Annotated in this window: 15 protein-coding genes; 8 read left to right on the top strand and 7 right to left on the bottom strand. The window is 45.9% G+C overall.

Translation table 11 applies throughout. The features are described 5' to 3' along the window. Positions 1–425: 425 nt before the first annotated feature. Positions 426–1,229 (top strand): MetQ/NlpA family ABC transporter substrate-binding protein, encoded by an 804-nt coding sequence (locus tag L3V37_RS10080; protein WP_130544773.1) that lies wholly within the window; start codon positions 426–428, stop codon positions 1,227–1,229. A gap of 96 nt (positions 1,230–1,325) precedes the next feature. Here L3V37_RS10080 and L3V37_RS10075 read toward each other — a convergent pair whose 3' ends face one another. Next, positions 1,326–1,601: a hypothetical protein gene (locus L3V37_RS10075; RefSeq protein ID WP_005383040.1), complete on the bottom strand. Its 276-nt coding sequence runs from the start codon at positions 1,599–1,601 to the stop codon at positions 1,326–1,328. 229 nt (positions 1,602–1,830) lie between these two features. Here L3V37_RS10075 and L3V37_RS10070 point away from each other — a divergent pair, with 229 nt between their 5' ends. Continuing rightward, the gene (locus L3V37_RS10070; protein WP_130544774.1) at positions 1,831–2,880 is read left to right on the top strand and encodes a DUF4382 domain-containing protein; all 1,050 of its coding nucleotides are present in this window, start codon (positions 1,831–1,833) and stop codon (positions 2,878–2,880) included. A 53-nt stretch (positions 2,881–2,933) separates the two neighbouring features. Here the strand turns inward: L3V37_RS10070 and L3V37_RS10065 are convergent, their stop codons facing one another. After that, the gene (locus L3V37_RS10065) at positions 2,934–3,653 is read right to left on the bottom strand and encodes an SIMPL domain-containing protein (protein ID WP_130544775.1); all 720 of its coding nucleotides are present in this window, start codon (positions 3,651–3,653) and stop codon (positions 2,934–2,936) included. Positions 3,654–3,886: 233 nt separating this feature from the next. Between L3V37_RS10065 and L3V37_RS10060 the strand changes: the two genes are divergently transcribed. The 5 genes from L3V37_RS10060 to dhaR all read left to right on the top strand — a co-directional run bounded on the left by L3V37_RS10060 (position 3,887) and on the right by dhaR (position 12,148). Next, entirely contained in the window at positions 3,887–5,650 is a 1,764-nt protein-coding gene (locus tag L3V37_RS10060) for a lysophospholipid acyltransferase family protein (protein WP_237306246.1), read from the top strand. Positions 5,651–6,245: 595 nt separating this feature from the next. Then, complete coding sequence (locus tag L3V37_RS10055; protein ID WP_237306245.1) at positions 6,246–8,198, top strand: PTS mannitol transporter subunit IICBA; 1,953 nt, start codon at positions 6,246–6,248, stop codon at positions 8,196–8,198. Positions 8,199–8,311: 113 nt separating this feature from the next. After that, on the top strand, positions 8,312–9,460 hold the full coding sequence (locus L3V37_RS10050; protein WP_237306244.1) for a mannitol-1-phosphate 5-dehydrogenase: 1,149 nt from the start codon (positions 8,312–8,314) through the stop codon (positions 9,458–9,460). 86 nt (positions 9,461–9,546) lie between these two features. After that, on the top strand, positions 9,547–10,077 hold the full coding sequence (locus L3V37_RS10045; protein ID WP_005379708.1) for an MltR family transcriptional regulator: 531 nt from the start codon (positions 9,547–9,549) through the stop codon (positions 10,075–10,077). 145 nt (positions 10,078–10,222) lie between these two features. Then, entirely contained in the window at positions 10,223–12,148 is a 1,926-nt protein-coding gene (gene dhaR / locus L3V37_RS10040) for a dihydroxyacetone kinase operon transcriptional regulator DhaR (RefSeq protein WP_158159547.1), read from the top strand. 80 nt (positions 12,149–12,228) lie between these two features. Here dhaR and ptsP read toward each other — a convergent pair whose 3' ends face one another. The 3 genes from ptsP to dhaK are packed head-to-tail and all read right to left on the bottom strand — an operon-like array spanning position 12,229 to position 16,339. Beyond that, positions 12,229–14,628, bottom strand: a complete 2,400-nt coding sequence (ptsP, locus tag L3V37_RS10035; RefSeq protein WP_237306243.1) for a phosphoenolpyruvate--protein phosphotransferase — start codon at positions 14,626–14,628, stop codon at positions 12,229–12,231. 1 nt (position 14,629) lies between these two features. Further along, positions 14,630–15,265, bottom strand: coding sequence for a dihydroxyacetone kinase subunit DhaL (gene dhaL, locus L3V37_RS10030; RefSeq protein ID WP_025768378.1), 636 nt, complete (start codon positions 15,263–15,265; stop codon positions 14,630–14,632). A gap of 15 nt (positions 15,266–15,280) precedes the next feature. Then, positions 15,281–16,339: a dihydroxyacetone kinase subunit DhaK gene (gene dhaK / locus L3V37_RS10025; RefSeq protein WP_237306242.1), complete on the bottom strand. Its 1,059-nt coding sequence runs from the start codon at positions 16,337–16,339 to the stop codon at positions 15,281–15,283. A gap of 353 nt (positions 16,340–16,692) precedes the next feature. Here dhaK and L3V37_RS10020 point away from each other — a divergent pair, with 353 nt between their 5' ends. After that, a complete protein-coding gene (locus L3V37_RS10020; RefSeq protein WP_237306241.1) occupies positions 16,693–17,775 on the top strand; it encodes a glycerol dehydrogenase in 1,083 nt (360 codons plus the stop codon). A gap of 84 nt (positions 17,776–17,859) precedes the next feature. Here L3V37_RS10020 and glmS read toward each other — a convergent pair whose 3' ends face one another. Both glmS and L3V37_RS10010 read right to left on the bottom strand, forming a co-directional pair. Continuing rightward, on the bottom strand, positions 17,860–19,692 hold the full coding sequence (gene glmS, locus L3V37_RS10015; protein WP_005379702.1) for a glutamine--fructose-6-phosphate transaminase (isomerizing): 1,833 nt from the start codon (positions 19,690–19,692) through the stop codon (positions 17,860–17,862). Positions 19,693–19,802: 110 nt separating this feature from the next. Beyond that, positions 19,803–20,564, bottom strand: a complete 762-nt coding sequence (locus L3V37_RS10010; RefSeq protein ID WP_005379701.1) for a DeoR/GlpR family DNA-binding transcription regulator — start codon at positions 20,562–20,564, stop codon at positions 19,803–19,805. Positions 20,565–20,600: the final 36 nt, after the last annotated feature.

Here is a 20,600-nt window from a genome sequence, read left to right as displayed (position 1 = left end):
CCGTCGGCGACGTCAGTAAAATCATGCGGGTAATCAGGTGATGTGATTTTGCTGGTGGATTTAGGCGTGATTCGGGGCAGGGTTTCTATGTTGATTGTGCGGTGAGATTACGTCAGACCTTCGCTCATAATCGATTGGTCCGCAGTTCAAGTCTGCGAGGGGCCACCATATTTCGAAAGGCGTAGCAGGTTAATACCTGCTACGCCTTTTTTGTATCTTATATCTTTGGGTACAGTTGCGGTAACTCGTCACTAACCTCGTAATAGCTTTTCCTCTTCCCCTCTTCTTTAACTATTATCTGGCTTTCTATACGAGCAATAGAAACAAAATGTCCGCTCGTGATTTAAACCATTGACCCTCAGACAACTTCTGATAGGATGGACATACAAACGTATGGACGTCTAAAACAAAAAAATGGAGCTACAATGAAAAGTATTGGTCACTTAAAGAAACTAGCTTTGATTCTCACGGCAGTAGTCGGCTTAAGCGCTTGTGGAGAAAAAGATGACTCTGTCATTAAAGTGGGCGCGACAGTTGGGCCACATGCACAAGTAGTCGAGGCGGTAGCGAAGGAGGCAGCGAAGCAAGGTTTGAATGTCGAAGTCATTGAGTTTTCTGACTACGTGACACCTAATGCCGCTCTTAGCGATGGTAGCATCGATATTAATAGCTATCAGCACCAGCCATTTTTAGACAACTTCAACAGTAGCCATAACGCCCAATTAGTATCAATTGGTCAGTCCATTCTTATGCGTATGGGGCTTTATTCCAATAAGTATCGCTCACTGCAAGAGCTTCCAAACAATGCACGTATAGCGCTTCCAAATGACCCTACCAACGGTGGTCGTGGTCTGTTGCTACTCGCCGATGCAGGTTTAATTGAGCTGAAACAGGGTGTTGGCCATAAAGCAGCCCTAACTGATATCACAAAAAACGCAAAATCATTTGAATTTGTCGAGGTAGATGCCGCTCAGCTACCAAGAACATTAGATGATGTGGACGCGGCTGCGATTACAATGAACTACGTAATGTCTTCTGGTTTAGATCCGAAGAAACAAAGTATCTATCTTGAAGCAAAAGACGCCCCATTAGCAGTCATGGTCATCGCCACTCGTAACGCAGACAAAAATAATGAAGCGTATAAAAAGTTCGTTTCTATTTATCAATCTCAAGCGATTCGTGATTATCTCGATCGCACTTTCAAAGGCACAATCGAAGCAGCTTTTTAATCAATAAAGCAGCGAATACTTTGCCCCACGAATCAGATAGAAAAGAGGCTAATGTTTTCTCATAGCCTCTTCTTTTTCATTACTCACTAAATCGACTCATTGTCGACTTTCAGCCTCTAACTTCATTGCCAAATAAGCTTGGTCAGCAGAAACCAATTCAGGACGGTTAATCAACTTCCAGAGGAAGTATGGTGGGATTAAAAATACGATGAAGTAGAGAGATTCATGGAAGAAAACATCGGCTATCGTTTGCTGATGCTCCCAAAGTGCCGTCAGTGCGAAGAGCTCTAACATCACGCCTAATACGCCAAAGACGACAGAGACAACAATCGCTAAACCCAGTAGTTCTCTAATAAAGTGCTTGTATGCCATGATACTAATTCCTTCTAGCAATAAGTCATACTAACTTACGCTCATAAGAAAGAAGCCAGCTTGACTATCATCAAACTCCCCTCATCACAGTTAAGAACTTAGTTTTATAAAAAAGGACTTGTATATAGCACCATTGAAGATTGACCTCTCTATCACAATACAATGACATCATTTCTCGACTTTGAGACTAGCCTTTTACATTTATCAGCAGTGTAAACAAGAGGTCATAATGAAAAAATATACCTATCCTTTACTTGCTATCTCAGGTGGTCTTTTATTGACGGGCTGCGGTAGCGACGACTCTTCATCCGATACAGAAGCAGCCACTTTTTCTCTCAGCGTTTCCGATGCTCCTGTCGACGATGCCAACAAAGTCGTTTTAGCGTTTCAAGATGTTGTCCTTGTACCATTTGACCCTGAAACTGGCGAGCAAACTGGAGAACACATTCTGTTAGATGCTAGTGACAATGGAGCACTACACCAAGTTGATCTAATGGAATATCAGGGAAGCAACGCTAAAACGATCATTCACGAACAGGACATCGCTCCTGGTGATTATGCTATGTGTGTGTACGCTAAAGACGGCAAACAATTAAACGATACAACACTGTCATACGTAGAGAAGACAGACGGCAACATCAAAGGCTTAGTTGTACCTAGCCGAGGCAGCTGTTTTGGTTTTAAACCAGATACGAGCGATCAAGGTCGCTTAAAGTTTTCGCAAAAAGGTCAGTATGTAAAAATTCATACTGGTCATAATAGCTATGTTGTCGAGTTTGACTTACGCAAAGGTCTGGCGGATCCAACAGGCAAAGATTACATGAACATGAACTCTAATGCGGTAAGCTTAGTAAACGCATCAGAATCAGGTCATATTAGTGGTGAAGTCAGTGAAATTCAGTATCAAGCATGTGAAGCAGACAGTGCCGCATCAAATGCAATAAATGACGTTCCTGCCGTTCACTCTGTTTATCTGTATACAGGTTCAATGGATCGCTCAACCATGGGCGATATGGGTGCGACAGATCCACTCAACGCGCCAGTTGCGGTAGCTAACGTGAATGAATCGCAAGACGAAGAAGGTAATACAACCTACAGCTACGAGTTTGGTTACATCGGCCCGGGTACTTACAGCATTGGCTACACATGTACTGCGTATATTGATACACCAGACGCTCATGAAACTTCAGAAGACGGTTTCTTGATTTACCAGCACTACACGCCAGTTGATGTTGTCGAAGGTGAGCATACAGAGCAAGATATTAATCCTATCCTATAGCTCTCATCTTATCGAAAGCCGCTCACACGATGAGCGGCTTTTTGACTATTATTTTAATCCGATAAGTAATACTGAACGGTTGAGACCACTCGTACTTTCTTAATGTAAGGCGTGTTGCTATCTCGGTCATAAATCGAGAACTGCCCTTGCGTGGCACGTTTGATCTTACCCAGTGAACTCTGTGAGTCTTTCGCAAACTTTTGCGCCACTTCACGCGCATTCTTAGTCGCTTCTTCGATCATGTCTGGCTTCACATCATTCAGCTTAGTAAAGCTGTACTCAACACGATTTGCATAAGGATCTTGGTTAAGCAAAACGCCTTGTTTTCCTAACTCACCTATTTCATTGATTGCCGCTCGAACAACATCAACACTCTGGCTGTAAACCGTAACGGTTCGCGAGGCCAAATAACGATACTCAATGTCTTGCTCGCTCCCATATTGCTGTGCTTTTCTGTCAATGACCGCTGGGGAAGAAAGGGAAACGCTGGTTTCAGGAAGCCCTTTGGCACTTAGAAAGTCCAAAATCAAACGGGTTTGCTGGTCAATTTCATCAAACATGGCCCCCATATCATTACTCGCTAGAGTAAATTGAATCGGCCAAATCACCGTATCAGCAGGATACTCACGCTCCGACAAACCTTTTACTGTCACGACTCTTTCATAGGCTCGGTATTTCACCGCCGTCTGCTGCATAAAATAGCCAAGGATGCCAAGGCCAAGTATCAAACTTAGCCCAATCCAAAGTGCTGCTTTATTGGAAACTCGTTCCATTATTTCCCCCTGATAAATATCAACTTAGCTTAATCTTTGTTCTAAATAAGATAGCCTATCTCTTGTTTTAAGAGGGAGACATAACGCGAGTTTTGATTCATAGCACAGTGATATACCGTTTTCTTTAGTCAATAAAGCTTCATTAGTTTGTCACCAAAGGCTCATGCTTTTGCCTCTTAACTGTCATCTGTAATTTCTACTATCCAATCAGCAACTTGTACGCTGAGGTAAATATGGATAGTTCAACCCCTTTTCGTCTCCCTCGTAAAACGCCGTTTGGCATTGGTGAAAACGTTGCTGAATGGGCAACCGGTTTAAACCAACTTGATAAGTTCTACGCCCAACGCCCCGTTAATGCCGATACCAAAACTTTTCTCCGCTTCACGCTGGATATCTTAGGTATCGATTATCGCATTGCTCATGGTTCACTCGACTCAGTACCTAAGCAAGGTGCTACCGTCATTGTGGCGAACCACCCGCTTGGTTGTGTGGAAGGCGTCATCTTGGCCGAACTCTTGTTGATGGTACGAGACGACATCCAAATTCTAGCCAATCAATACCTGAAAACCGTGCCGGAGTTAGATCAGCTCTTCATTGGTGTCGATGTGTTTGAAGGCAAAGACGCCGTCAAATCGAATATGAAGGCCCTCAGAGCGGCTAATAAACACCTCGCAAGTGGCGGCTTATTGCTTGTCTTTCCTGCCGGTGAAGTGTCCCAGTTAGTCGATGCCAAACAGCAACGCTTGGAAGACAAAGCGTGGAGTCGAAGCGTAAGTAGCCTGATCCGCAAAAACAAAGCAACGACAGTTCCAGTATTCATCAGTGGTCAGAACTCGAAACGCTTCTATATGGCAGGGAAAATCCATCCACTTTTGCGTACCCTAATGCTCGGGCGGGAGCTACTGAACAAACATGCGCAAACCATTGATTTATCTTTTGGCCAAGTGATCAAATTCAAAGAGATCAACACACTTAACGATGATCAAGTGGTGAACTATTTGCGGCTCAACACTTACTTGCTCAATCGTGAAACCCATTCAGTGAAGCCTTCTTCTTCATCAGAAATGCTCTCTCCAATAGCGGCAGGGTTACCCGTAGGCGAATTGCTTGAAGAGCTGAACAACTTACCAAAAGAGTCCAAGCTGCTAACAAGTGGTGAGTTCGATGTTTACTGCACGGAGTCGCAGAGTATCCCTTCCCTACTGCATGAAATTGGTCGCCTACGTGAGCTCAATTTTCGACAAGTTGGCGAAGGGACGGGACTAGCAATAGACATTGACCATTTCGATCATGATTACCTGCATCTGTTTGTGTGGGACAGAGAGAACCAATGCTTGGTGGGCGCGTATCGTTTAGGTCTGGTTGATCAACTGATTGAAAAGCGCGGCGTAGCAGGTCTGTATTCACGAACGTTGTTTAACTATGACCAACGCTTTATCGACCAAATGGGTAAATCCATTGAGATGGGGCGCTCTGTGATTGCACAGCAATATCAAAAGAGCATGAGCGCGCTACTGCTGCTGTGGAAAGGCATCGCAACGTTCGTTCATCAAAACCCAGATTACACTCACCTATTTGGTCCGGTAAGCATTAGCAACGATTATAGCGATACTGCACGTCAATTACTGGCTCAATCAATGACACTGCACCACTACGACAACAATTGCGCAGAGTACGTCACACCTTCTAACCCACTTCCTGAGCACCACCGTGACTGGAACACCAGCATGCTCACTGCTCTGGGTGATTTACAGTTACTATCACGCGTCATTGCCAGAATCGATGAAGGGAAAGGAGTGCCCGTTTTGCTGCGTCAGTACTTAAGCCTCAATGGCAAGCTGGTATGCTTCAACGTCGACCCTGCATTCAATAACGCTCTAGATGGATTGATTATGGTGGATTTGCGCGATGTTCAAGAAAAGACGTTGGCAAGGTATATGGGACGCGAGCAAGCTCATGACTACCTCGTCTATCATACTAATAGCAACGATGATTAAGAACAGTGATTAAGTAGAGAGTTGGGAATCACAAGAAGAACCGTGTGGCGACTCACTTTATTTACCCTTTCATCAACTAATTAGGCGTGCTCCGTGAAGTGCGCCGAAAAGACTCTTATAGATACAATCTATCGAAAGATCTAGATAGCATTTACCTCACCAATTCCGTCACAAACTTTCACAAAAAACAAAAACAGATCCAAGTCACACTTTAAATCCACCACAACTCAACGCAAAACGTGACATTGATCATCACAAGCATTTAATTCGAATTTCAAAAAAAATCAAAAGTGATCAAAGTCACAAAGTATTTTGATTTTAAATTTGTCAGAAGATCGGATTGATCACTAAGATTTTTATTGACAGGTTTGAAAGTTGCTTTTTGTTATTAAGTTACAAGTTAATAAGTTGAACTTGGTCACTTAAAAACCGTTTCTCAGCCTAAGAAATGCGGGCGTAGATCACGAAAAACCCGTTGTCAGTTCCAATTGGAAAATGTGTGGTAAATTGATTGGGTACTAAGCAATCAAACAAACGGTTTTGGCGAACCGTTTACTACAACAAGATTCATCAGAACATCGAACGGGGAATTGTTATGATATCACCAGATGCCAAGATCAAGATACAAAATTTTGGTCGTTTTCTGTCAAACATGGTAATGCCAAACATCGGCGCGTTTATCGCGTGGGGCTTTATCACTGCTCTATTTATCCCAACTGGATGGCTACCAAACGAAACGTTAGCCTCTATGGTTGGCCCAATGATTACCTACTTGCTGCCACTACTTATCGGTTACACCGGTGGTAAATTAGTTGGTGGCAATCGTGGTGCGGTAGTCGGTGCAATCACAACAATGGGTGTGATTGTCGGCACAGACATCCCAATGTTTATGGGTGCAATGATGGTCGGCCCAATGGGCGGCTGGGCTATCAAGAAATTCGATAACTACATCGATGGTAAAGTAAAAAGTGGCTTCGAGATGTTGGTTAACAACTTCTCTGCGGGCATCATCGGCATGCTATGTGCGATCCTTGCTTTCATCTTTATCGGTCCATTCGTAAAAATTCTTTCTGGTGGCTTGGCGGCTGGCGTTAACTTCCTAGTTTCTGCTCACCTACTACCACTGACTTCAATCTTCGTTGAACCTGCGAAGATCCTGTTCCTAAACAATGCGATCAACCACGGTATTTTCTCTCCACTGGGTATCCAACAAGCGTCTGAAACAGGTCAATCGATCTTCTTCCTAATCGAAGCAAACCCAGGTCCTGGTCTAGGTATCCTGCTAGCTTACATGGTGTTTGGTAAAGGTACGGCTCGTCAAACGGCAGGTGGTGCATCAATCATCCACTTCTTCGGCGGTATCCACGAGATTTACTTCCCATACATCCTAATGAACCCTCGCCTAATCCTTGCGGCTATCGCAGGTGGTATGACTGGCGTATTCGTTCTAACTATCTTTAACGCAGGTATCGTTTCTCCAGCATCACCAGGTTCAATCTTTGCAATCTTGTTGATGACTCAGAAAGGCTCAATCGTTGGTGTTCTAGCGTCTATCGCAGCAGCAACAGGCGTGTCATTCGCCGTAGCAGCACTGCTAATGAAGACACAAACGTCAACAGAAGAAGACGGTGATGCAGCAGCACTAGAAAAAGCAACATCACAAATGAAAGACATGAAATCAGCATCTAAAAACGATGCGGTGGTAAACAGCCAAAGCAAAGGTGACGTAGACCTAGCGACAGTACAAAGCATCATTGTCGCTTGTGATGCGGGCATGGGCTCGAGTGCAATGGGAGCGAGCATGCTACGCAAAAAGGTTCAAGACGCAGGTCTGAACATCCACGTAACCAACCTTGCCATTAACAGCTTACCAGAGAGTGCAGATATCGTGATTACTCATAAAGACTTAACGGATCGTGCACGTAAGCATGCTCCAAACGCACACCACATTTCATTGACTAACTTCCTAGACAGCGAAATGTACAACCAGCTAGTCACCAAACTACTAGCAGCACAAAACCAATCCGCAGCTAATGACGACCAGATGGTAAAAGTGTCAGTCATGGCGGCGAACGACGACAGCTTTGAGCCACAACAACCATCGGTATTCCAAATCCAGCGTGAGAACATTCACCTAGGTTTGAAAGCAGCCAACAAAGAAGAAGCCATTCGCTTTGCAGGCAACAAATTGGTTGAACTTGGCTACGCAGAACCAGAATACGTAGACGCGATGTTTGAGCGTGAAGCGTTGGTTCCAACTTACCTAGGCGAATCTATCGCTGTACCTCACGGTACGGTAGAAGCGAAAGACCGCGTGAAGAAAACCGGCATTGTAATCTGCCAATACCCATCGGGTATCCAATTTACTGAAGACGACGATGATGTAGCGAAACTGGTTATCGGCATTGCCGCTAAGAACGATGAGCACATCCAGGTGATTACCACCATTACAAACGCGCTCGATGAGCCGGAGGCAATTGAGAAGCTAACTAGCACCAACGATGTGGAAGAGATTCTGAACATCCTTGGCGGCCAGCAAGCGGCTTAATCACTCCCTTTAATTTGCTCCTGAGCAAACCGAGGTCAGCTGTCACCCCCTATGCGGTTGGCCTCACCCTAAATTCGTTTAGTCAACATTTCAGACATTGGTAGGTAAGAATTATGAAAAACGCAGTTCATTTTGGCGCAGGTAACATTGGTCGTGGCTTCATCGGAAAACTCTTAGCTGATGCAGAAGTCGAGGTGACATTTGCAGACGTTGACGCACCACTCGTCGATCAACTGAGTCACAAGCAAGAATACAAAGTAAAAGTGGTCGGTACTGAGTGCCAAATCGACACAGTAACTCACGTCACCGCAGTAAACTCAGCCAGTAAAGATGTCATTGACCGCATTGTAAAAACCGACTTGGTAACAACAGCGGTTGGCCCTAACGTACTGGACATCATTGCAAAAACCATCGCGACCGGCATTGCAAAGCGCTTTGCGGCAGGCAACGAAAAACCGTTGAACATCATCGCGTGTGAAAACATGGTTCGTGGCACCACACACCTAAAAGGTGAAGTGTACAAACATTTGGATGAATCATTACACGCGAAAGCAGACGAGCTAGTTGGCTTCGTCGACTCCGCAGTGGACCGCATCGTACCACCAGCAGAAGCCGCGAACGATGACCCACTAGAAGTCACGGTAGAGAGTTTTAGTGAATGGATTGTGGATGAACAGCAATTCAAAGGTGAAATCCCTGATATCGCAGGCATGGAAAGAACCAACAACCTAATGGCATTCGTAGAACGCAAGCTATTCACTCTCAATACAGGCCATTGCATTACCGCTTACCTAGGTTGCTTGAAAGGCCATCGTACCATTCGTGAAGCAATTGAAGACCCAAGCATTCACGCTGAAGTAAAACAGGCGATGCAAGAGAGTGGTGAAGTGCTGATCAAACGTTACGGCTTCGACCGTGACATGCACAACGCCTACATCGAGAAGATTTTAGGACGCTTTGCCAACCCATACTTAGTGGATGAGGTGGATCGCGTAGGTCGTCAACCAATTCGAAAATTGGGTGCAAACGATAGATTAGTGAAGCCTTTACTCGGTACAATTGAGTATGGCACTGAAAATCAAACACTTTTGAAAGGCATTGCCGCTGCGTTGAAGTACACTAACGACACTGACCCACAAGCCGTAGAGCTACAAAACTCATTAAAAGAAGTGGGTGTGAAGAAGACGCTAGCGACATACACAGGTCTTGCAGAAGACAGTGATGAAGCGGCTCAAATCGAGACACTTTACAACCAGCTTTGATTTACCTAGGGGAGCTCGGCTCCCCTTCTATGTCCTTCTCTGCTTGAAGAGTTGGGATAGCTAATAATTAGAAATGTATTCAGTATATGGCAGATAACATCAACGAAACCGAGATCATTGAGCGATTAAACAGCGCCCCATCGGTACGAGGCTTTTTCATTGCAGCAGTCGACGTTTTTAACGATTCGATCGACGGGTTAGTGCAAAGAATCTTTCGTAAAGATAACTTCGCTGTTCAATCGGTTGTCGGTCCGCTGCTACAAGACTCTGGACCGCTGGGCGATCTGTCTGTTCGTTTGAAGTTATTGTTTGGCTTGGGAGTGCTCCCCGATGACATTTACCACGACATCGAAGACATCATCAAACTCAAAAACCAACTCAATAGTGACGCTTCAGATTACGAATTCACTGACCCGAATATTCTAGAACCAATTAAGAAACTGCACTTGGTGAAGAAAATGGGCATGGTACAACTGGAAGTCAGCGAACCAGATGACGACATCGACCTTGAGTTTTATCAGCTACAACTGCAACGTCAACAACAAATCATTAAGTCAGGGCTCTCACTTGCCATTGTCGAGATTTGCAATGAGCTCGGCAAAGACAGCCCTTTTTAATCGAAAAACTGGCACGGAAGCCTCCTCAACTCGCCCCTCTTTTTGCACATTCTTCTATACAACGTGCGTGAAAGCCATCACAGTCCATATTCCGATGTCTCTGTAACATCAGACCAATCTATCGCTAGTATTGAAACGGTATCGCATGCTTTCAATCGAAGACACTAAAACTAAGTGGGAGTTTTTCCAGAAACACCACTGGGTATCTCCAGAATTTTCCCGCACTCCCGTCCTCGAGTCGTGGGAGCGTTGCATAAAGCAATGCAGCCCTTACACCTGGTCAAAACCACATATTGCCTCTGGATTTACCTTCTCATCTCTAATGAAGCGCAACGAACATCTCATCGAATGCGCCACGACCGTACTTGAAGATACGTACGATATGCTTGGTGACGAAGACCTGGTATTGATGGTAACCGATGGCAACGGCTGTATTCTCTCCACCGTCGGGCACGACTCTATGCGACAAGAGATGCAAACGCTCGGCATAAAACAAGGCTGTTTTCTCTCCGAAGGAAAGATAGGCACAAATGCAGTCAATCTCTGTATCAACACTCATATCCCGTGTGAAGTTTTTGCTGCCGAACATTTCAATCGCCACTTGCACTCTTATGCCTCTGTAGCGGCGCCTGTTTTTGACCAATTTGGCAAATTACGCGGTACAACATGCCTTTTCAGAAAAGCGGAAAGCTATAAGAAAGAAGACTTAGTCATCATCGCGTCGAGCGCGAAAGAAGTCAGCTTGCAAATCCACATTCAGTCGGAACAAGAAAACATGAACCGCCTCACTTGTGCGCATAACGCAACGTTAGAGTGCATGGATGACGGCCTTCTAGCGTGGGATGAAGAAAATCGCATCACCATGGTAAATCACCAGTCCGAGCGTTTGTTAAACATTGAAGCCAGTCAGGTCTTGGATAAAGAAGTCTTTTCTGTTTTACGCTTCCCACCGAATGTCCTTACTAGTATTGAGTCAGGTGCGAGCATAAACCGTAAACTCACAACGGTAGAGGTTCGTGGCGAGTTTGTTGAAGCGATCATCACCTTGCGTCCACTCAACGACGGCACACACTTATTGTTCTTGCACCCTATCGATAAAATTCGCGAACTTGCTCAACAACAAATAGGTGGCAGTGCGCGCTATACGTTCAGCACTTTGCCCGTCATTTCACGAAAAATGAAGCATGTCATTACCGTGGCAAAACGGGCCATAAAGTCCAAATCACCGATTCTAATTACAGGTGAAGAAGGCGTAGGAAAAGCCACTCTCGCCATGGCGATTCATAACGAAAGCACCTACAAAGAAGGGCCGTTCATTACGCTCAACTGCCGCTCCATCAATACAGAGCAACTGGTCAAAGAAACCCTGGGGTATGACGAAGGGCAAGGCATGCCTTCAAAGTTTGAGCTCGCCCATGGCGGTACGCTCTTTTTAGAAAAGGTGGAATATCTGTCGCCCGATTTACAAGCCGTGCTACTTAAGTTGTTAAAAACTGGGCTCGTCAGCCGCAGCGACAGTTTGCGATTGATCCCCGTAGATTTTCAACTTATTACCAGCACCGCTTCAGAGATCAGCGAGTATGTCACTCAGCGCTCATTTGGTCGGCAACTTTATTATGAAATCTCCTCGAACGAGCTGCATATTCCACCACTACGAAAGCGTAAAGAAGACATTGAATTTCTCGTCCAGCAGCTTATCAGCCATTACGAACGCCGCCACAATGTGACGATCTCGATAGAGCCAGTCGCACTGGAAGCGTTGATGAATTTTCGTTGGTCAGGCAACAACTCTGAATTAAGAAATCGAACTGAGCGAATTTTGCTTAACCGTAGTTCCAACTTAATCAAGCTGAACGATATTCCTGAAGACATTAAACTGAATTCTCGCCATACCGCAGAAAATACGCCAGTAATCACGTTAGAAGAAGCCGAGAGAAGAGCTATCGTTCAAGCTTGGAATCAGTGTGATGGCAAAATGCATGATATGGCGAAAGCATTGCAAATTGGCCGCACGACCTTATGGAGAAAAATTAATAAGTTTGGGCTGCAGGAGCAAATGAAGCTGTATTAAGCCGTGAAGTGGCGTTCCTATAACAAAAGTAAAACCGGCGTAAGCACGCCGGTATAGATGTACTAACGATACGGTTTCGATTAAACATCGACAGACAGCTGACGAATCTGCGCTTTTAGTCCCGGTAGCAGACTCGCACTGGCGCTGAATTTTCGCAACCCCACGCGAAGCAATGTTTCTGTGGCATTTGGATCGCCAGCCATCTCACCACACATACTAACCGGTATACCCGCGCGATCGCCTGCTGCACACGTGAGCTCAATGGCTTTTAGTACCGATGGTTCAAAGTAGTTCACCAATTCAGCAACAGCGGCGTTACCTCGATCGGCGGCCATAACATATTGAGTCAAATCATTGGTGCCAATAGAGAAAAAGTCGACTTCTTGGGCTAACGCATCAGCATTTAATACCGCGGCTGGCACCTCAATCATAATACCAACGGGCAAATGAGTCGCATCCAAGCCGAGTTGGTTTGCTTGATGCGCCAACAGCGCTTTTACTTTTCTCACTTCTTCAACCTGAGCCACCATCGGTATCATCAATTGAATATTCGGTTGCTCGTGAAAGGCTCTCAGAATGGCTCGAAGTTGAGCGGTAAACAATGACTCATGTTGAAGGCACAACCGCACCCCTCTCAAACCTAAAAATGGATTATCTTCTGCTGGCATAGGATAAGCGGCTAAAGGCTTGTCACCGCCAACATCTAGACTACGAATCGTAAGTGGCTTATCACCAAGTGCGGCAGCAATATCACGATACACTTGATATTGCGCTTCCTCAGTCGGCAACTCATCACTGTTTTGAAATAGAAACTCAGTCCGAAATAGACCAACGCCCTCAGCCCCCGATGTTAGTGCATCATCAATATCTTTCGGTCCACCAATATTGGCGAATACTTGAATATGGACACCATCACAGGTGACTGCGGCTTGCTGAGCACTCGCTAATGCACGTTGTCGGATGCTTTGCCACTCAATTTGTTGCGCTTCTAATTCCTGCTGTACGGCATCTGAAGGAGAGAACCATAAATGCCCTCGGAAGCCATCAATAGTCACCACTTGACCAGCACGCACAGCATCAAGGCAGCCCTGAGCTTTAACGATGGCAGGAATCCCCATCGCACGAGCAAGAATCGCACTGTGAGAGGTTTTCCCTCCCTCACTCAAACAGATACCAAGCACTTTCGATTTATCAAGCCCGGCCACATCAGAAGGCATCAGGTCGCGGGCCAACAAAATACTCGGTTCCTGAATGTCGATGGCATTAGGCGTTACGCCTGTCATTTCGACCATAACTTGGCGTGCGATATCATGTACATCTGCTTCGCGTTCCCGCATGTACTGACTTTCTGCCTGGCGAAACTCTTCGGCCAACGTTTGCAGTGATTCTACCCAAGCTTGCTCGGCTATCATGCCCGTTTGAATTCGCGACTCGACCGATGCCCATAATTCTGGGTCACTGAGCATCATGCTATGAGCAGCAAATATTTCCCCTTTCGGCTGCTTCGCTTGCTCCTGCAAATGTTGAACAACCACGCCTATCGCACGCTTAACCCGTTCAATTTCATCTTGTTCACTTTGGAAATCACGTTCAGGCACAGCTGGCATTTCATGAGTAAAAAGGACAGCAGGAGCAGTAGCGATACCGTCATTGACTCGAATACCAACAACAGCACCTTCAATCTGATTTGAGGCCATGCCATCGAGCAGAGTACCCGAGCTTTCTTCAGGTTCGACAATGCCTTGCTCAACCGCCTCTTTTTCTCCGAAGTGCTCATAAGCTAAGGCTTCAAATGCCTTGATTGCTTCACTGGATTGAGGTCCAAGTGCGCATAAGGTGATCGTCTCTTGACTACGAACGCCAAGTTTCGCAATGCTGTTTAAGCTTTTCGCGTTCACACGGCGCTCGCCTTTTTTAAACCATAATTGGCAGTCAAAAGGCGCGAGTGCACCAACAATGGCCGCAGCGGGACGAGCATGTAATCCATGCGGATTTTGCACTACCCAATCAAATGTCCGTTCTTGCTCAAAGTTTTCTGATACTGGCGCTATCTCAGCGGATGTTAGTGGCTGATCACCAAGATGCTCTTGTTTTACGCTTAACGCATTCTGTGCCTCTTCGACTACCGTCGATAAAGGCAGTCCGGCGGCGGCAGCCACCGACGCCGCCATGGTTCCTTCAACAATAGGTGCCGAGATAAGGGTGACATTTTCCCTCACATGATCATCAATCAGGTCCAGAGCCATTTCCGTGCTAAGCAACGCGCTGCCAAGATCCATCAACACAACAACCCCTTGTTGATCTTGTACCTGCTCAATCGCTTCCATCACGGCAATGGCATCGGTTCCGATCGGGTTCTCTGGATCATCAATCCCAGCAGCAATCGCAAGCTTGGCTTTGCCTTGCGTCATTTGGGTGGCAAGTTCGGCCACCCCTTCTGCAAGGCGACGACTATGAGATACAACTACAATTCCCACCATCTTAATTACCTGCTATTGCCTGCTGTAGTGCTTTAATCATTAACAAAGAAGAGGTTGCACCGGGATCTTGGTGGCCAATACTACGTTCCCCCAGATAGCTTGCTCGCCCTTTTTTCGCCAACATTTCAATCGTGGCAACCGCGTTCGTTTCTGCTAGCTCAACCATTTCATTCAATAAATGGTCAGCACTCATACCATTTTCTAACGATGCCTTCACGCTAACTAAAACGGGTAACCAAACATCACACATGGTTTTATCACCCAGTTCCGCTTTACCACGAGACACCACGCCATCCACACCGCTTTTTAGTGCATCGACCAACTCTTCAAACGTTAGTTGCTCTCGGGTTCCGACAGCGGCAGCCGTGCGAATAAACAGCGTGCCATACAGCGGGCCACTTGCCCCACCGACACTAGAAAGCAAGGTCATGCCCGTATTCTTGAGAATGCTGCCGATATTTTGGTCCGCAAATTGCGGCAGTTTTTCAACAACTTTTTTAAAGCCACGGTTCATATTGAGACCGTGGTCGGCGTCACCAATATCACGATCAAGGTCGGTCAGAAAATCTTGATTCTCTTGATACGTTTTTGCACATAACTCTAGCCAGTGAACGATATGTTGTTTTTCAATTTGCATGTTTCCTCTCCCCTGTTACCACTTGATCGCGGCCGTATCGACAGGAGCATCAAACAGCTCCAACATCTCTTTGTCTGCCTTCAGCAACGTAATCGAAACGCCTTCCATATCGAGTGACGTACAGAAGTTACCAACCATATTACGCACGATACGGAACCCTGCTTGCTCGCAGTTATGAGCCAGACGGCGGTACACTCCGTAAAGCTCTGAAGTTGGCGTACCACCCATACCATTCACCATCACGATGTAGTCGTGTTCAGCGGCGAAAGGCTCAATGCTGGATTCCACTTCATCCCATTCACCTTCGTCACGATTCCAAATACGCAATGTGCGCTGATAAGGTGTGTTTTCAGCAACTTCAGCAAACATTTCATCCACTAACGTATCGACATCGGTGTATTTCACTCGCTTGATACCTGGTTCACCATGGATACCAACACCAAACTCAACTTCATCATCTTCCAGAACAAAAGATGGTTTACCTGCTGCGGGTACAACACAAGCATTAAGCGCCACGCCAAATGAACGACAGTGGTTATTAACGCGACGAGCCAGTGCTTCACATTGCTCCAACGAATAACCTTTGCTCGCGGCAGCCCCAGCTAACTTTTCAACCAATACCGTTCCAGCGACGCCACGGCGACCAGCGGTATACAGGCTGTCTTTGACTGCAACATCGTCATCCACCAACACCGACCCAACTTTGATACCATCGGTATGAAGGAGCTCCACGGCCGTTTCAAAGTTCAACACATCGCCGGTGTAGTTTTTAATGATAAATAGCACGCCTTCACCAGTATTCACTTGGTTGCCACATTCGTACATTTGATCTGGTGTAGGTGAAGTAAATACCTCTCCTGGGCAGGCGCCTGTCAGCATGCCTTTACCAATAAAACCTGCGTGCAAAGGTTCATGACCACAGCCACCACCAGAAACCAATGCCACTTGCCCCGGCGTTTCCTCATGCCACATGTAACGAGGTTCGTAGTTCGCTTTTAGCTCTGGGCGAGATAAAGCCAGACCTTCCATTTGCTGCAATACAACATCATCAACTTGGTTAATTAATTTTTTCATCGTTCTATCTCATTCCATTTATATTTTTATGTAGGGTATGAATTCATCTTAAACAGAGAAAAAGCGTGCTCAACAAAAATCAATCTGTTTCATATTGAAACAAAAACTTCGGCATTATTGTTTCAATATGAAACGAAAAACGACAAATTTTCCTGAATAGTGATCGTCGCCATAAAGCATGCTGATGCTTATTACTTCTGACAGTCGGTTTGACACAGAGGTCATAAAAGCATGGAACAAAACCAGAGATATCCTTCACCACTTACCACACCAAACCTAATATAAACCTTATCCCTACAATGGATATTCATTGCACTCCAAAACACACAAAAAAAAGGTTAAAGGTTTGAATTATGGACAAAATTATTATCAGCCCAAGCAAATACGTCCAAGGTGAACAAGTACTTACATCTATCGCTCACTATATGAAAACATTGGGTGAACGTCCGTTAGTAATTGCCGATGAGTTCGTGACTAACCTGGTTGGTGATGACGTCAAACAAAGTTTTGCTGACGAAAAGCTTCCACTCACTATGAACATTTTTGGTGGCGAATGTTCGCGCGTTGAGATTGAACGCATCACGGACATTTGTGCGACTCAAAAACACGATGTCATTGTCGGTATTGGTGGCGGTAAAACGTTAGATACAGCAAAGGCTGTTGCGTTTTACACCAAAATTCCTGTCGTGGTGGTTCCTACGATTGCCTCGACTGATGCGCCAACCTCAGCGCTTGCGGTGATATACACACCTGAAGGTGAATTTGCAGAATATTTGATGATCCCTAAAAACCCAGACATGGTCATCATGGATACGTCAGTCATCGCCAAAGCCCCTGTTCGCTTACTTGTATCGGGGATGGGCGACGCGCTTTCCACCTACTTTGAAGCTCGTGCCAACATGACTTCTGGTAAGGCAACAATGGCTGGTGGGTTAGCGACGCGTTCAGCACAAGCGCTTGCGAAACTTTGCTATGAAACCTTGCTTGAAGATGGTGTAAAAGCAAAAGCTGCGGTAGAAAATGGTGTGAGCACCAAAGCGGTAGAAAACATTATTGAAGCCAATACATACCTAAGCGGTATCGGTTTTGAAAGCAGTGGTCTAGCGGGTGCTCACGCTATTCATAACGGCCTAACTAAGCTTGAAGAGTGTCATCATCTCTATCATGGTGAGAAAGTCGCGTTCGGCACACTAGTTCAGCTGGTACTAGAAAACGCAGCGATGGAAGAGATTAATACGGTTCTTGCATTCTGCCGCTCTGTAGGTCTACCAACCAACTTATTTGATATGGGCGTTAAAGAGCTTAACCACACTAAGTTGCGCGAGGTCGCCGAAGCCTCAACGGCCGAGGGAGAAACCATCCACAATATGCCATTCCCAGTGACGGCAGAAAACGTCTACTCTGCAATTCTAACCGCTCACCAGTTGGGTCAATAACTCACAAACCTTAAAGTGGGTTTAAATAAAAAAAGCGGCACATACTCTCGCATGTGCCGCTTAGAATTTTGCTATTAAGTGTAATTACTCAACCGTTACCGCTTTCGCTAGGTTACGTGGTTGGTCTACGTCCGTACCTTTGATCAGTGCTACGTAGTAAGACAGTAACTGCATTGGGATGGTGTAGTAGATCGCCGCCGTGATTTCACTAACGTGAGGCATCGTGATGATCTTCATTGTTTCATCGCCTTCGAAGCCTGCGTCTGCATCTGCGAATACGTATAGAAGGCCGCCACGCGCACGCACTTCTTCAACGTTTGATTTTAGCTTTTCAAGTAGGTCGTTGCTTGGTGCAACCACAACAACTGGCATGTCAGCATCAATTAGAGCCAGAGGACCGTGTTTCAGTTCACCCGCCGCGTACGCTTCTGCGTGGATGTACGAGATCTCTTTCAGTTTTAGAGACGCTTCCATCGCGATTGGGTAGAACTCGCCACGGCCTAGGAACAATGTGTGGTGCTTGTCTGCAAAATCCGTTGCTAGTGCTTCAATTTCTTTCTCGAAAGAAAGTGCCGCGTTGATTTGCTTAGGAAGTGCGTGTAGCGCTTCAACAATCTCTTTTTCTTTCTCTTTGCTGATGCGACCTTGCTCTTTACCCAGTGCCGTTACCAACATAAGTAGTGCAGAAAGTTGAGTCGTGAACGCTTTGGTTGAAGCCACACCGATTTCAACACCAGCGCGAGTCATGAACGCAAAATCTGATTCACGAACCAGAGAAGAGCCTGCTACGTTACAGATGGTCATAGCCGCCATGTAACCTTTCTCTTTTGCTAGGCGAAGTGCTGCTAGCGTATCAGCGGTTTCACCAGACTGAGACAACGTGATCAATAGGCTGTTTGGGCGAGTCACAAACTTGCGGTAACGGAATTCAGACGCGATTTCGACGTCACAGCTCACGCCTGCAATGTCTTCAAACCAGTAACGTGCCGTCATACCTGCGTTGTAAGACGTACCACACGCGACGATTTGTACGTGTTCTACTTTGCTTAGAATGTCTGCCGCGTGCACACCGATCGCGTCTGTCACAACAGAATCTGACGTGATACGACCTTCCATTGTGTTGATCAACGCTTTAGGTTGCTCATAGATTTCTTTTTGCATGAAGTGACGGTATTGGCCTTTATCACCTGCATCATGCTCTGCGTTAGATTCAACAATTTCACGCTCAACTGGCTCACCCGTTGCATCAAACACAGTGACTTCACGGCGAGTAATTTCTGCTACGTCACCTTCTTCTAGGTACATGAAACGGCGCGTAACGTTAAGTAATGCAAGTTGGTCAGACGCTAGGAAGTTTTCACCTACACCAAAACCGATCACGATCGGGCTGCCTGAACGCGCTACTACGATGCGTGAAGGATCTTTGCGATCCAACGCTACGGTGCCGTATGCGCCTTCAAGTTGTTTTGCTGTTTTTTGTACCGCTTCTAATAGCGTTTCTGAAGTACGAAGTTCCCACTCAACCATGTGTGCGATAACTTCTGTATCCGTTTGCGATTCAAACACGTAGCCACGAGATTGAAGCAGCTCACGCAGCTCTTCATGGTTTTCGATGATGCCGTTATGGACCACTGCGATATCACCAGACATGTGTGGGTGAGCGTTGATTTCAGAAGGTTCACCGTGCGTCGCCCAACGAGTGTGCGCAATACCAGTTCCGCCGATCACTTTTGCTTCTTCTACTGCATCAGCCAATTCTTGTACTTTACCCAAGCGACGAACGCGCGTTAGGTTTGATTCGCCATCAACAACCGCAACGCCAGCAGAGTCGTAACCGCGGTACTCTAAGCGGCGTAGACCTTCAACCAAAATTTCTGCAACATCTCGTTGTGCTACTGCACCTACGATTCCACACATGTGTTTATCTCCGTTTGTAGTTTTGTTCTTCCCTAGCCATGATTTCAAATAGAGGCAGCAAGCAAAGGCCTTTATCCAGAGGGAAGTAAAATATGAAACTGATTACATTATTAGGCGCAAATGACTTTCACGCCATGTTGTTCAATCTGTACTTTATGCTCTGCTTGGATATCTGCATCGGTCACCAACACATCAACTTGATGCCAAGCGAGCTCTAAGTTTGGGATCTTACGGCCGATTTTTTCGGACTCGATCATTACGATCACTTCACGTGACGCTTCTGCCATTACCTTACTTAAGCCAACCAACTCATTAAATGTCGTGGTTCCACGCTCGAGATCGATGCCATCCGCACCGATGAATAGTTGGTCAAAGTCGTAAGCTCGTAATACAGATTCGGCCACTTTGCCTTGAAAGGACTCTGAGTGCGTATCCCAAGTACCACCAGTCATCAGCAGTGTCGGTTCGCTCTCTAATTCATTTAGGGCGTTAGCAACATGCAACGAGTTGGTCATGACCACTAAGCCACGTTTGTCATTCAACTGTTGAATCAGCGCGGCAGTCGTGCTGCCACTGTCGATCACGATGCGATTATGATCGCGAATCAATGATGCTGCTGCTTTTGCTAAGCTTAACTTTCGAGTCGAAACATTAGCGCCCAATTCTTCGTGAATGACTTCCTTTGGGATAGCAATCGCACCGCCATAGCGGCGTAGAAGTTGGCCGTTTTTCTCTAAAGAAGCTAAATCCTTTCTAATCGTGACCTCTGAGGTTTCGAATTTCTGAGCAAGTTCATCAACGCTAACTTCTCCTAGTTCAGAAACCAAGTTAGAAATGGCGTGTCTTCTTAATTGAGTATTTCGTTTCGACATTTAAGTTTTGATTTTAAGTTTCGATGTGAAACTTAT

The organism is Vibrio sp. D54, from assembly GCF_021728075.1.
Taxonomy (GTDB): Bacteria; Pseudomonadota; Gammaproteobacteria; order Enterobacterales; family Vibrionaceae; genus Vibrio; species Vibrio alginolyticus.
Note: the sequence above shows the minus strand (reverse complement) of the source record. Positions and strands in the feature narration are given on the sequence as shown.

Excerpts from the sequence above, each read along its gene's own strand:
- L3V37_RS10080 (WP_130544773.1), top strand. The coding sequence starts at position 426 with ATGAAAAGTATTGGTCACTTAAAGAAACTAGCTTTGATTCTCACGGCA.
- L3V37_RS10075 (WP_005383040.1), bottom strand. The coding sequence starts at position 1,601 with ATGGCATACAAGCACTTTATTAGAGAACTACTGGGTTTAGCGATTGTT.
- L3V37_RS10070 (WP_130544774.1), top strand. The coding sequence starts at position 1,831 with ATGAAAAAATATACCTATCCTTTACTTGCTATCTCAGGTGGTCTTTTA.
- L3V37_RS10065 (WP_130544775.1), bottom strand. The coding sequence starts at position 3,653 with ATGGAACGAGTTTCCAATAAAGCAGCACTTTGGATTGGGCTAAGTTTG.
- L3V37_RS10060 (WP_237306246.1), top strand. The coding sequence starts at position 3,887 with ATGGATAGTTCAACCCCTTTTCGTCTCCCTCGTAAAACGCCGTTTGGC.
- L3V37_RS10055 (WP_237306245.1), top strand. The coding sequence starts at position 6,246 with ATGATATCACCAGATGCCAAGATCAAGATACAAAATTTTGGTCGTTTT.
- L3V37_RS10050 (WP_237306244.1), top strand. The coding sequence starts at position 8,312 with ATGAAAAACGCAGTTCATTTTGGCGCAGGTAACATTGGTCGTGGCTTC.
- L3V37_RS10045 (WP_005379708.1), top strand. The coding sequence starts at position 9,547 with ATGGCAGATAACATCAACGAAACCGAGATCATTGAGCGATTAAACAGC.
- dhaR (WP_158159547.1), top strand. The coding sequence starts at position 10,223 with ATGCTTTCAATCGAAGACACTAAAACTAAGTGGGAGTTTTTCCAGAAA.
- ptsP (WP_237306243.1), bottom strand. The coding sequence starts at position 14,628 with ATGGTGGGAATTGTAGTTGTATCTCATAGTCGTCGCCTTGCAGAAGGG.
- dhaL (WP_025768378.1), bottom strand. The coding sequence starts at position 15,265 with ATGCAAATTGAAAAACAACATATCGTTCACTGGCTAGAGTTATGTGCA.
- dhaK (WP_237306242.1), bottom strand. The coding sequence starts at position 16,339 with ATGAAAAAATTAATTAACCAAGTTGATGATGTTGTATTGCAGCAAATG.
- L3V37_RS10020 (WP_237306241.1), top strand. The coding sequence starts at position 16,693 with ATGGACAAAATTATTATCAGCCCAAGCAAATACGTCCAAGGTGAACAA.
- glmS (WP_005379702.1), bottom strand. The coding sequence starts at position 19,692 with ATGTGTGGAATCGTAGGTGCAGTAGCACAACGAGATGTTGCAGAAATT.
- L3V37_RS10010 (WP_005379701.1), bottom strand. The coding sequence starts at position 20,564 with ATGTCGAAACGAAATACTCAATTAAGAAGACACGCCATTTCTAACTTG.